The sequence below is a fragment of the Agrobacterium sp. SOY23 genome, assembly GCF_027212525.1.
Lineage (GTDB): Bacteria > Pseudomonadota > Alphaproteobacteria > Rhizobiales > Rhizobiaceae > Agrobacterium > Agrobacterium tumefaciens_I.
Genome location: NZ_JAPWDT010000021.1, coordinates 1 through 11,842 on the forward strand (window position 1 = coordinate 1; position 11,842 = coordinate 11,842).

At 56.6% G+C, this 11,842-nt stretch carries 11 protein-coding genes; 10 read left to right on the top strand and 1 reads right to left on the bottom strand.

Annotated features, from left to right (window positions below):
* Positions 1 to 172 precede the first annotated feature (172 nt).
* A complete protein-coding gene (locus O3S81_RS26410) occupies positions 173 to 838 on the bottom strand; it encodes an HAD family hydrolase (protein ID WP_269347866.1) in 666 nt (221 codons plus the stop codon).
* Between the two features lie 126 nt (positions 839 to 964).
* On the opposite strand from O3S81_RS26410, the gene O3S81_RS26415 reads away from it, so the two are divergent.
* The 10 genes from O3S81_RS26415 to O3S81_RS26460 all read left to right on the top strand — a co-directional run bounded on the left by O3S81_RS26415 (position 965) and on the right by O3S81_RS26460 (position 11,729).
* On the top strand, positions 965 to 1,378 hold the full coding sequence (locus O3S81_RS26415; RefSeq protein ID WP_269347850.1) for a transcriptional regulator GutM: 414 nt from the start codon (positions 965 to 967) through the stop codon (positions 1,376 to 1,378).
* Between the two features lie 68 nt (positions 1,379 to 1,446).
* On the top strand, positions 1,447 to 2,184 hold the full coding sequence (srlA, locus tag O3S81_RS26420) for a PTS glucitol/sorbitol transporter subunit IIC (RefSeq protein ID WP_269347868.1): 738 nt from the start codon (positions 1,447 to 1,449) through the stop codon (positions 2,182 to 2,184).
* A 20-nt stretch (positions 2,185 to 2,204) separates the two neighbouring features.
* Positions 2,205 to 3,203, top strand: a complete 999-nt coding sequence (gene srlE / locus O3S81_RS26425; protein WP_269347851.1) for a PTS glucitol/sorbitol transporter subunit IIB — start codon at positions 2,205 to 2,207, stop codon at positions 3,201 to 3,203.
* Positions 3,204 to 3,293: 90 nt separating this feature from the next.
* Positions 3,294 to 3,671, top strand: a complete 378-nt coding sequence (locus O3S81_RS26430) for a PTS glucitol/sorbitol transporter subunit IIA (protein WP_269347853.1) — start codon at positions 3,294 to 3,296, stop codon at positions 3,669 to 3,671.
* Positions 3,672 to 3,703: 32 nt separating this feature from the next.
* The gene (gene ptsP, locus O3S81_RS26435) at positions 3,704 to 5,674 is read left to right on the top strand and encodes a phosphoenolpyruvate--protein phosphotransferase (protein WP_269347854.1); all 1,971 of its coding nucleotides are present in this window, start codon (positions 3,704 to 3,706) and stop codon (positions 5,672 to 5,674) included.
* Positions 5,675 to 5,787: 113 nt separating this feature from the next.
* A complete protein-coding gene (locus tag O3S81_RS26440) occupies positions 5,788 to 6,783 on the top strand; it encodes a sugar-binding transcriptional regulator (protein WP_269347856.1) in 996 nt (331 codons plus the stop codon).
* Between the two features lie 281 nt (positions 6,784 to 7,064).
* Positions 7,065 to 8,390: an NAD(P)H-dependent oxidoreductase gene (locus O3S81_RS26445; RefSeq protein WP_269347858.1), complete on the top strand. Its 1,326-nt coding sequence runs from the start codon at positions 7,065 to 7,067 to the stop codon at positions 8,388 to 8,390.
* A gap of 2 nt (positions 8,391 to 8,392) precedes the next feature.
* Positions 8,393 to 9,430 (top strand): thiamine pyrophosphate-dependent dehydrogenase E1 component subunit alpha, encoded by a 1,038-nt coding sequence (locus tag O3S81_RS26450; protein WP_269347860.1) that lies wholly within the window; start codon positions 8,393 to 8,395, stop codon positions 9,428 to 9,430.
* Entirely contained in the window at positions 9,430 to 10,428 is a 999-nt protein-coding gene (locus O3S81_RS26455) for an alpha-ketoacid dehydrogenase subunit beta (RefSeq protein ID WP_269347862.1), read from the top strand. Before O3S81_RS26450 ends, O3S81_RS26455 begins: the two co-directional genes overlap by 1 nt.
* Before the next feature lie 2 nt (positions 10,429 to 10,430).
* Positions 10,431 to 11,729 (top strand): dihydrolipoamide acetyltransferase family protein, encoded by a 1,299-nt coding sequence (locus O3S81_RS26460; RefSeq protein ID WP_269347864.1) that lies wholly within the window; start codon positions 10,431 to 10,433, stop codon positions 11,727 to 11,729.
* Positions 11,730 to 11,842 lie beyond the last annotated feature (113 nt).

The following is an 11,842-nucleotide window of genomic DNA, read 5'->3' on the forward strand; positions in this document are numbered from 1 at the left end:
CAAAGGATTTTTGTAATACGCAAAAGATCACCCATTTTTTGGACGTGTAGGATTGCTGCCCGGTTGTCGCCGGTCAGGACCCGAAAATGCTTTCAATGCCGAAAATCAGTATCGACGTGGCGAGGAAGAAAACTGCGTATATGCTGGCCTTCCTTCGCTTTTTATCGCCGCGTTACCTCTCGACAGCGGGTAAAAGAGCCTCAACCTCATGCCAGCTGGTACTGATAAATGTCGCACCTGCTTCCAGGAGCTTCTCCCTATGGTCGGCTGTGGTGTGACTGCCACCAGTAAAGCCAACGACCGTCATCCCGGCAGCAACCGCAGCTTGAACACCGAAGGGCGAATCCTCGATCACGATGCAGTTCTCGGGAACGATTCCCATTTTATCCGCTGCGAAGAGGAAAAGATCGGGAGCCGGCTTTCCTCTGCTCACCATGGATGAACTGAAAATACAGGGATCAAAAAATTCGATGAGACCGGTTGTCTCGAGGCTAAAATAGATGCGCTCAATAGATGACGATGAAGCGACACAGCAGGGAGATCTCAGGTTTCTCAAAAAGGTTCTGATGCCAGTAACTGGCTTGAGCCTTTCTTTGAAAACCGCCATTGTTTGGGGCCAGATATCAGCCTCGCCTGCGAGTGGCAGGCTGTAACCCGTCAGTTGCTCCACACGTAATAAAATATCTGCCTGCTTCATGCCCACACACTGTCCAATAATCTCCGGTGTGATTGGAAGCCCCTGTTTTGCATAAACGCGAACGTAGGCCTCTGCTGCCAGAGGCTCACTGTCAACAAGCACGCCATCGCAATCAAAAATAACGAGTTTCTGGGTCAAAATTTCCTCCCTATTGGTCCCGCAGCTTCTCCTCCTAGAGGGCTGATGAAATATACATATTGACATTTAGAAATACAAATGTTCATTTGCGCTATACGAGATTTTTGTTCGGCTCTTGGGAGGGTGACGATGGCGATCTGGCAATGGGCGCTGCTTGGACTTGGCTTTGTTTGGGCGATCCAGGCGCTTGGTGTGTGGCGACAAATGCAGCACTACACCGACGTTTTCAAAGGCATCACGCATCAATTCAATGACGGTTTCGTCGGAGCCGGCCACGCACGTGGTCGCTTTCGAAAAGGCGCGATTGCGATGGTCGTGATCGGACCGGATCTTCTGGTGAAAAGATTGCTGACCATGACCGGGCGTTCTGTGTTCGCCAAATTCCAGCGCAATCAGCATTTCGAGGGCATGACCCTTGAGGCGCTTAAGCACGCGCAGGCCAAGGGCAATCAAAGCTGTGTTGATGCCGCGATTGCTTTGGCAATCGCACAGGCGGAGGCGGTGAGGGAGCGGGAAATCGACCGCGGGGCACAGACCGCATAACTCGATAATGGATTTTTGGGAGAAGGCCGTTCTGTCACGGCTATTGGGAGGAAAAAATGCTTGTTTCAATGCTGGCTGACTATGGCAGCCAAATAAACCCCCATGACGTCGGGTCGGTTCTGGCCGACGCGGCCATTCATGGCAAGCTCGCTTTGAAAGGCGCTGGCGATAAACTCGTCATATTGGCTCAGGCGTCACCTGACATTTCAGTCGAGCAATTCAAACAAAAGCTCGATACGGTGACGCAGGAGGAGCAGCTCGGTTGGCTGGCCAACGTCGGCAAATACTTCATCGGTATTTTCCAGAAGGGTGGCGAGGTTTTCGCGGGTTTCGTGACCGGGATCATCCCCACGCTTGTCGTCCTCATGACTGCATTTTATGCGATCACCGAACTGGTTGGAGAAGAACGCGTTCACGGCGTGGCTCGCGGCGCTGGCCGCATCGCCCTGACACGATATACCGTGCTTCCACTTATTTCGGTTTTCTTTCTGACGAACCCGATGGCATATACGTTCGGGTCATTCCTGGAAGAAAAACATAAGCCCGCCTTCTACGATTCGGCCGTTTCTTATGTCCATCCCCCTCTTGGCCTGTTCCCGCACATAAATCCTGGCGAATATTTCGTCTGGGGCGGCGTTCTCGTCGCTTTGCAGGAACTGGAAAAGAAAGGTGCTGTGGCGGCGGGATACCACATTCAGATGGCGATCTGGTACGCGATCGTCGGCCTCGTGGTCATCTTGCTCAAAGGGATGCTGACCGAGCGTATTACGATGATCATGGCACGTCGCCAGGGCGTCGAGCTTTAAGGCCGGGGGGAGGGCACATAATGGTTAAAGAATATAAGGCCGTAAAAATTTCGCGCGGCAAGTCTGGCTGGGGTGGGCCGCTCGTTGTGCAACCGACCCCCCAACGAAACAAAGTTGTTTCGGTCACCGGTGGTGGTATCCATCCACTCGCGCAACGCATCGCGGATATGACGGGTGCCGAGGCGGTTGACGGCTTCCGCTCACCTCCTGTCGAAGGGGAAATGGCAATCGTCGTAGTCGATTGCGGGGGCACTGCCAGGTGCGGTGTTTATCCCCGTAAGCGCATCCCGACCGTCAACATCACGCCTGTGGGACAGGCGGGTCCGCTTGCTCAATTCATCACGGAGGACATCTACGTTTCCGGTGTCCGGGAACAGGATGTCGTGCTGGCTGATGGGTCGGAACCACTGACGGGTACTGCCCGCAGCGCTCCGTCGACATCGGCGGCTGCTTCCGTCTCGTCAGTGGCAGATTCGTCGGGAGGTGGGTTCATCAATCTGATCGCCGGCATCGGGCGGGTGATGGGCCGCGTTGTCGGCATCTTCTTTAATTCAGGCCGCCGCACGATCGATCAGGTGGTCCGTAACGTTCTGCCGTTTATGGCCTTCGTTACCATGCTGATTGGTCTCATTCTTTATACCGGCATCGGTGACGTGCTGGCGCAGCCCATGGGCCCGCTCGCAAACAACATTGTTGGCCTTCTCATTCTTTCCGCTATTTGTGGCCTTCCATTTCTTTCGCCTATTCTCGGTCCGGGCGCCGTTATCGCGCAAGTCGTTGGAGTGGCCATCATCGGCCCGCAAATTGCAAACGGCACCATCGCCCCTGCGATGGCTCTGCCTGCGCTCTTTGCGTACAACACTCAGGTCGGTTGCGACTTCGTGCCGGTGGGCCTGGCGCTTGGCGAGGCAAAGCCCAAGACGATCGAAATTGGGGTGCCGGCGGTTCTCATCAGCCGCCAGATCATGGGTCCGGTTTCCGTGCTGCTCGCCTGGCTGGTAAGTCTGGTGGTATTCTGAGTTAAATCAGGCGGGCTGTTGTTAAATCAGACCGCCTGTCCCTGCTGGGCTTTCTTTAAGCTCGGCGATCACGGCTAGATGGAGGAGATCATGGCCCTTTTGAAGACGAAAATCACTTTTATCGGGCCTGACGTGTCCGAACTCGCCGATGGCGGTGTTGTTATTCTGTTTGCAGATGGCGCACCACCAGAACTTTCAGAGGTATCGGTCCTTCACAAGCCGGACATTGGACCCGTTGCGGAAGCTCCTGCGGTCGGCACGCCGATCACCATCGGCGGACTTGAAACGGAGATCACTGCCGTTGGTGATCTCGCCTGGAAGAAAGTCATAGACCTTGGTCATGTGGTCATCAATTTCAACGATGCTACAAATGCGGAGCGACCAGGCGAGATATGCGCCGCCGCCGTGGATATTGATGAATTGAAAACCGCATTGGCCATAGGCCAAACGATCACGATCGGCGCCTGACGCGATCCTGCACAAATTTGCGAGATAAATCTATGGAACGTTCCACTATCGTGCGCGTGCACGAGGGTCTGCACGCTCGTCCTGCGACACGCTTCGTAAAGCTCGCCAAGAGCTTTGAAAGCGATGTCGAGATCACGAAGAGCACGAAATCGGCAAGTGCGAAGAGCTCCGTCAAGCTGATGCTGCTGGCGGTAAAGGAAAATGATACGGTGACGCTCCGCGCCGATGGCGCCGATGCCGAGGCCGCACTGGATGCGCTGGTCGCGTTTCTGGCGGATCCTCAGTCCGGTCTCGGAGAAGAGGGGATTCCCTCGTCTCTGGCAGCGGACGAGGAGCCAGGTCGCATCCAGGTGAATGCTCCCGTTGAACAGGGCGGCATCCGTGGAATCGCCGCAAGTGAGGGCGTGGCTTTGGCTCCCGCGTTTCTTTACTTCCCGGAGGCGTTCAGTCCCACGCATCGCCGCCTGCAGGACAATGAAATTCCCCTCGAAATCGCAACCTTCCGTCAGGCGGTAACAACAGTCCAGACCTCGATGGAGGCAGAACTTGCCCGCGACAGCCTCTCCGAAACTGACAGAAGCATCATAACGGCACTCTGTGAGATTGCCGGCGATCCTGCAATCAACGACGAGATCGTTGACGCCATCTCCCAGGGTTATAATGCGATGGATGCGGTGCTCAGCGTTACCGAGGGCACGGCTGCTGCCTTTGGGCGTGTATCGGACGTATATCTCAACGCCCGCGCAGACGATGTGAAGGCGATCGCCCGGCAAATTTGTCTGGCGCTTACGGGCAAGCGTGATGTTGGGCTGCACGAGATCGATCACCCGTCAATTGTCGTCGCAGACGATATTGGAGCCTGGGATCTGGCGCGCGCGCCTCTGAAGTTGGTCAAAGGTATCGTTTGCGCACATGGCGGCGCGACGTCGCATATCGCCATTATTGCACGGGCACATGGTATTCCGGCGGTCCTTGGGCTTGGAAGCGCAGTCGAGGATCTGGCCAAAGCGCGGGACATAGCGCTGGATGGTGGCACGGGGCAGATCATCGCTGATCCGTCCGAGGCGATACGAGCGACTTTCGAAATCAGGATTGCCGACTCGGCGGAAGAAGAAAAGCGGCTGCGGCTGTTTAAGGACATTACCCCCAAGCGCGCCGATGGCACAACGATCGAAGTGGCTGCTAATGTCGGTTCACTTGAGGAGATCGAGATTGCCCGCGAAGCGGGAGCCATGGGGATCGGTTTGTTTCGTACCGAACTGCTTTTCATGAAGCATGGCGGTTTGCCGACCGAAGAGGCGCAATACGAGGTCTATGCCGAGGCGGCGCGGGTGTTCTCTCCCGATCCGGTAATTATCAGAACGCTGGACATAGGTGGCGACAAACCAGTCGCAGGTATCGCATTTCCTGTCGAACAAAATCCGTTTCTGGGCTGGCGCGGTGTTCGGATGTGCCTCGACCGTCCCGATATCTTCAAGCCGCAACTCAAGGCACTGCTCCGCGCCGCCGTGCATGGGAACCTGAAGGTCATGTTGCCGATGGTGTCTACGCTCCATGAGGTCAGACGTACGCGTGTACTTATAGAGGAGTGCGCACAGGAACTTTCAGATGCGGGTGTCGCGTTTCAGAAATTTGCTCTCGGTGTGATGATCGAAACTCCGGCAGCAGTGATGATAGCTCCGGCCCTTGCAAAGGAAGTGGACTTCTTCTCGATCGGTACCAATGATTTGACGCAATATGTCATGGCAGCCGATCGCATGAACCCCCAGGTCGCGGAACTCAATGAGGTGAACAATCCCGCGATTCTTGCGGCTATCGAGATGACCGCAAGGGCGGGAATTGAAGCCGGCATTATGGTCGGCATGTGCGGTGAAGCGGCGGCGCGGCCAGACCTCATTCCGACATTTCTCAAAATGGGGCTTACCGAACTCAGCATGAGTGCCGCTTCGATACCGAGAGCCAAGAAATGCATCATGGATGCGCTGGGGATCAGCAAAACCTAGCCATTTTGTTCATTTCCAATGACGCTTGGTATTGATAGAGATAACTACAGGTCAAATGTAGGGATTCTTCAAGAAGCGTGGCTCGAACAAAAAAAAATACATCCTCTTCGGCAATGGCAGGCCAGGAAACCGGTGCGGCAGGGCAGACACAGGGTGGTCGAAACGACAGGATGCGTCTTCGTGCTGCCTGGATGTATTTCGTTGAACAAATGACCCAGAACGACATCGCCGACGTCCTTGGCGTCGGCCGTGTCACCGTTGTGAGAATGTTGGCCGAAGCGCGCAGCCGCAACGAGGTAAAGATAGCAATTGAAGGCGAGCTTTCCGAAGCCGTTCGGATCGAACGGCAGCTGGAGGTAATGTTCGGCATTGAGGAAGCGATTGTTGCTCCGATTTCAGATCCGGCAGCCGACCCTATTCCTTCGATCAGTGCGGCGACGGGTGCGTTCCTGTCGGAGGCAATGAAGCCGGGCATGACGATCGGGGTTGGTTGGGGGCGTACATTGTTTGCGTCTCTTGCGACGATCAACAGCCGGTCACTGACCGACTTCAAGGTCATTTCCCTGCTGGGCGGGGTCAGCCGCGTACGGCGCTTCAATCCCGCGGAGTTTGCCTGGCGTTTCGCGCAGACCTTTCAGGGTGAGGGTTACCTCATTCCTGCGCCAGCGGTGGTCGATAGCGCCGCAACGAGGGATGCACTTATCACGCGCTGCGGTATCCAGGAAATCTTTGAGATGGCGGATACGCTCGACGCCGTGGTCGTCAGCGTCGGCGGCATTGATTCTGCGACGACCTTTTATCGTGGCGGTTTTCTGAGTGAAGAGCAGCGCCAGGAGTTGGCTGATCGCGGTGCCGTCGGCGATTTGCTTTTCCATTTCTACGACCGGAATGGAGAGCTTATCGAGCATTCCATCAATGATCGTGTCATGTCGGTGGATGTTGATCGTATCCGCCGCGCACCCTTGCGCATAATGGCCTCCGGTGGGGTCGACAAGGCAGAGGCCATGCTGGGCGCAATGCGTCTTGTCCGGCCAACCGTATTGATCACCGATGAGGAAAGCGCGCGCACCCTTCTGAAAAATGGTGCGTCACAGTCGGCTTCCGAGTAGTCGACGAATATTATCCATTCAGCTGCTTTTGTTACGTTCGTTCTGCGTCAGCCAGAGCGGCGCTTCATTCTGCTCATCATCCGATAGCTGTTTTTTCTCACACCGATCCGGTCCATGGCCGTCTGCGTCGCCGGTACCGCGCGGAGAAAACGGATTCGGCCTGCACGCGATTAAAAGCAAGTCGCAATCAACAAATATGAACAATCGTGTTGACAGAAATACAAATGTACTGATATTTGGTATTCACAGTCACCGACACTTATGCCTTGGGAGGAAATTCAATGGCTATCAACGTCGCGCCAACCGGTTTGGCGCGTGACCTAGTCGCGCGCGCAGAAACTGGCCGTCCTATCCGCATTGGCCTCATCGGATCTGGTGAAATGGGAACGGATATCGTGACCCGTGTCGCGCATATGTCTGGTATCGAGATTGGAGCAATTTGCGATCTCAATCTGCCGGCTGCCCAGAAGGCGGTAGATATCGCTTTCCAGGAAAATGGCCATCACAAGGAAGTCAGCTCGGTTGATGGTCTCAACACGGCCATGGAAGCCGGCAAAGTTGCCGTCACGAACAGCGCAGACACGATCCTGAACAGCGGTCTCATTGACGTGGTCATCGACGCAACGGGCGTTCCGAGCGTTGGAGCGGAAATCGGCCTTTCCGCGATGGAGCATGGCAAGCATCTCGTCATGATGAACGTGGAGGCAGATGTCACGATTGGCGCCTATCTCAAGAGCGAGGCCGAGCGGCTCGGCGTCATCTATTCTCTGGGCGCTGGTGATGAGCCGTCGTCCTGTATGGAACTGATCGAATTCGTTTCAGCCATGGGTCACCCTATTGTTGCGGCCGGTAAAGGCAAGAACAACCCGCTCAATATTGATGCGGTGCCTGACGAGTACGCGGAGGAAGCCGCCCGTCGTCACATGAATGTCCGCATGCTTGTCGAGTTTGTCGACGGCTCCAAGACGATGGTCGAAATGGCTGCGATTTCCAACGCTACCGGTCTCGTGCCCGACAAGCCTGGCATGCATGGCCCCGCGGCAACGCTCGATCAGTTGTCTTCGACGCTTGTACCCGAAAAAGACGGCGGCGTGCTCTCGCGCGTCGGCGTTGTGGATTATTCCATCGGCAAAGGCGTAGCCCCCGGCGTCTTCGTCGTTGCGGACATGTCGCATCCGCGCATCAGCGAACGCATGGAAGATTTGAAGATGGGCAAGGGCCCTTACTTCACCTTCCATCGCCCCTATCATCTGACCTCGCTGGAAGTGCCGCTCACATGCGCACGCGCTGTCCTTTACGGCAAGGCTGATATGGTGCCCCTGTCTAAACCGGTGGCTGAGGTTTGCGCTGTCGCCAAGAAGGACCTCAAGCCGGGCGACAAACTCGATGCGATTGGTGAGTACACCTATCGCGCCTGGATCATGACGGCGGGTGAGGCCCGGTCGAGCAAGGCCATCCCGTGCGGCCTGCTGCAGCATGGGACTGTAACCGCGCCGATCAGGAAGGGCGAACTCATCACCTACGCCAACGCAGCTGTCGTGCCCGGCTCCAAAATCGCCACGCTGCGCGCCCGTCAGGATGCACTCGTTTATGGCAAGGAGAACTGACAATGGCGAAAAGTACCGCAACAAAGGTTGCGCCCGTTTCGGACGGCGCCAACCTGCCATTCATATATCGCCAATACCCGCGCGAAAAGCTGCTTGAAGCGGTCTACAAGATGCGTCTCATTCGCAGGTTCGAAGAGGGCGCTGAAGAAAGCTACATGCGTGGCCTCATTCACGGCACCATGCATCTCTCCATCGGCCAGGAAGCAAGCGCGATGGGCATCTGCATGCCGCTTGGTACGGACGACCAGATCACCTCCACCCACCGCGGCCACGGCCATTGTATTGCCAAGGGCGCGGACGTGAAGCGAATGTTCGCAGAGTTCTTTGGCAAGACCACGGGGTATTGCGCCGGTCGCGGCGGTTCCATGCATATTGCCGATGTGGCCACCGGTAACCTCGGTGCCAACGGCATTGTGGGCGGTGGCCTGCCGATTGCAGTCGGAGCGGCACTGACGGCTAAGCATCTAAAAACCGGCAAGGTAGCGGTCTGTTTCTTCGGTGACGGCGCCAATAACGAAGGTGCGTTTCATGAAGCCCTGAATATGGCGGCTGTCTGGAAGCTCCCCGTCGTGTTCGTCTGTGAAAACAACCAGTATGGAATGTCGACATCGACCGAACGCTCGACGGCGGTCGCAAATATCGCCGATCGTGCTGCGGCCTATTCCATGCCCGGTATCATCGTTGACGGTAACGTCCTCTCGGATGTCGCGGAAGCATCCCACAATGCGATCGAACGCGCCCGCCGCGGTGAGGGGCCAAGCCTCATTGAATGCAAGACCTACCGCTATCGCGGGCATTCCAAGAGCGACCGCAATCGCTATCGCACGAAAGAGGAGATCGATGACTGGATGAGCAATCGCGATCCAATCGCGCATTATGAGGCTCAACTGGTCGAATTCGGAATCGCAACCGCGGAAGATCTTGATGCGATCCGGGCCTCTGTCGAGGAGGAAATCGCAGCGGGCATCGAATTCGCGAAGGCGAGCCCCGCGCCTGATGTCGCCGACCTTGCAGATTATGTTTACACGGAGCAGGCGTGATGGATGCCCCAGTCAGAGAATTGAGTTACTCGCAGGCAATCCAGGAAGCAATGGCAATTGCTATGGAAGCCGATGAACGCGTTATCCTTATGGGTGAAGATATCGGTGTCTATGGCGGCGCTTTTCAGGTCACCGGCGATCTTATCGACCGTTTCGGACCTGATCGCGTCATGGATACGCCAATATCGGAACTTGGCGGCGCCGGTGTCGCCGTCGGCGCTGCCGTGACGGGTCTGCGACCTATCTTCGAATTTCAGTTTTCGGATTTTGCAGCATTGGCGATGGAGCAGATCGTCAACCAGGCCGCCAAAATGCGCTACATGCTGGGTGGGGCGGTTTCGGTTCCTGTCGTCATGCGCTTTCCAGCCGGCTCGGGTACGGGTGCTGCCGCGCAGCACAGCCAGAGCCTCGAGGCGTGGCTTGGCCATGTTCCCGGATTGAAGGTGATCCAGCCGGCAACCCCCCATGACGTCAAGGGAATGCTGCTCGCCGCCGTTGCCGATCCGGATCCGGTCATGATCTTCGAGCACAAGCTGCTCTACAAGATGAAGGGACCGGTGCCGGAGGGCCACTACACCGTGCCGATCGGCAAGGCCGACATTCGCCGCGTGGGCAAGGATCTGACGATCGTCGCAACCTCGATCATGGTACACAAGGCTCTCGAGGCGGCAGAAACCCTTTCCGCTGAAGGCATCGATATCGAGGTTATCGATCTCCGAACCATCCGTCCGATCGACCGGGAAACGATTGTCGAAAGCGTCAAGAAGACATCGAAGCTCATGTGCGTCTACGAAGGCGTGAAAACACTGGGTGTCGGTGCCGAATTGAGCGCCATGATTGCCGAAAGCGAAGCGTTCGATTATCTCGATGCGCCAATCATACGGCTTGGCGGATCCGAAACGCCGATCCCCTATAACCCTGAGCTTGAAAAAGCCGCTGTTCCGCAGGTGCCGGGCATTATCGCCGCCGCTCGTGACCTGGTGAAGGGAGTACGCTGATCATGCCGGTCGAGGTCATACTTCCCAAGGTCGACATGGACATGGCGACCGGCCGAATCTCCAAGTGGTTTTTCGGCAATGACGCTTCGGTCAAGAAGGGCGATGTGCTTTTCGAGATTGAAACCGACAAGGCGGCGATGGAAATCGACGCTCCGGCAAGTGGCATCCTGCGCAATATCACAGGCCAGGAAGGTGTCGATATTCCCGTTGGCGCACCTGTCGCGTGGATATACGAGGAAGGCGAGGCCGATACCGGCGTACCGGTATCGGGAAACGCTGGTGTTGCCGCCGCTCCGTCAACCGTTGTTTCGGAGACGACCGTACCATCGCAGTCCGCAGCGCCTATCATTGCAAAATCCACCGCGGGAGAAAAAGTACGGGCAACACCGCTTGCCAGACGGCTTGCAAGCGAAACTGGTGTTGATTTGTCAGCCGTGGATGGCTCAGGCCCTCACGGGCGCATCACGCGCTCCGATATACTTGGTCATCGCGCGAACAGCGAAAACCAAGCTTTGGGAAGCGGCGCGGAGAATGTTGCAAGCACGACACCGGTGATCAGCCAGCCGTCAGACGAGCAGGTTCGCAAGCTATTTCCCGAGGGTAGTTACGAAGTCCTTGCGCACACGAACATGCGTCGAACCATCGCGCGCCGGCTGGTCGAGGCAAAATCGACGGTGCCGCATTTCTATCTGACGCTCGACTGTAACATTGACGCGCTTCTGGGGTTGCGGACGGAGCTTAATTCGGCAGCGCCGGTGGCGGATGGAAAACCGGATTTCAAGCTTTCCGTCAATGATATGGTCATCAAAGCCTATGCCATGGCGCTGTGTAAGGTTCCGGACGCCAATGTATCCTGGACGGACGAAGGGCTCCTCAAGCATCGCCATGCGGATATCGGTGTGGCCGTATCCGTTCCGGGCGGTCTGATCACGCCGATCGTTCGCAGTGCCGAAATCAAGACGCTTTCGGCCATCTCCGCTGAAATGAAAGACCTTGGCGCCCGTGCGAAGGCCGGAAAACTCAAGGCCGAAGAATATCAAGGTGGAACGGGCGCCGTCTCGAACCTTGGCATGTTCGGCATTCGCGAATTTGCTGCCATCGTCAATCCGCCCCATGCCACGATCCTTGCGGTGGGTTCGGGCGAGCGGCGTCCTGTCATGGTGGGCGATGAGGTGAGGGGGGCCACCATGATGACAGTGACCCTGTCGACCGACCATCGAGCGGTTGATGGCGCTCTTGGTGCGGATCTGCTTGGTGCGTTCCGGACCTATATCGAGCGTCCGATGTTGATGCTGGCCTGATTTTTTATAACGCCAGCCTTGCTCCCGTCCTCTCCCAAGCGACGGGAGCAACCTTTTCTCGCATGCGTGCTTCTTAGGCTTAGGCGCTTCGATATCGATTTTCTTGAGGGACA

Coding starts and splice junctions, on each gene's coding strand:
- srlA (WP_269347868.1), top strand. CDS start 1,447: ATGCTGGCTGACTATGGCAGCCAAATAAACCCCCATGACGTCGGGTCG.
- O3S81_RS26415 (WP_269347850.1), top strand. CDS start 965: ATGGCGATCTGGCAATGGGCGCTGCTTGGACTTGGCTTTGTTTGGGCG.
- srlE (WP_269347851.1), top strand. CDS start 2,205: ATGGTTAAAGAATATAAGGCCGTAAAAATTTCGCGCGGCAAGTCTGGC.
- ptsP (WP_269347854.1), top strand. CDS start 3,704: ATGGAACGTTCCACTATCGTGCGCGTGCACGAGGGTCTGCACGCTCGT.
- O3S81_RS26430 (WP_269347853.1), top strand. CDS start 3,294: ATGGCCCTTTTGAAGACGAAAATCACTTTTATCGGGCCTGACGTGTCC.
- O3S81_RS26450 (WP_269347860.1), top strand. CDS start 8,393: ATGGCGAAAAGTACCGCAACAAAGGTTGCGCCCGTTTCGGACGGCGCC.
- O3S81_RS26455 (WP_269347862.1), top strand. CDS start 9,430: ATGGATGCCCCAGTCAGAGAATTGAGTTACTCGCAGGCAATCCAGGAA.
- O3S81_RS26445 (WP_269347858.1), top strand. CDS start 7,065: ATGGCTATCAACGTCGCGCCAACCGGTTTGGCGCGTGACCTAGTCGCG.
- O3S81_RS26460 (WP_269347864.1), top strand. CDS start 10,431: ATGCCGGTCGAGGTCATACTTCCCAAGGTCGACATGGACATGGCGACC.
- O3S81_RS26440 (WP_269347856.1), top strand. CDS start 5,788: ATGGCAGGCCAGGAAACCGGTGCGGCAGGGCAGACACAGGGTGGTCGA.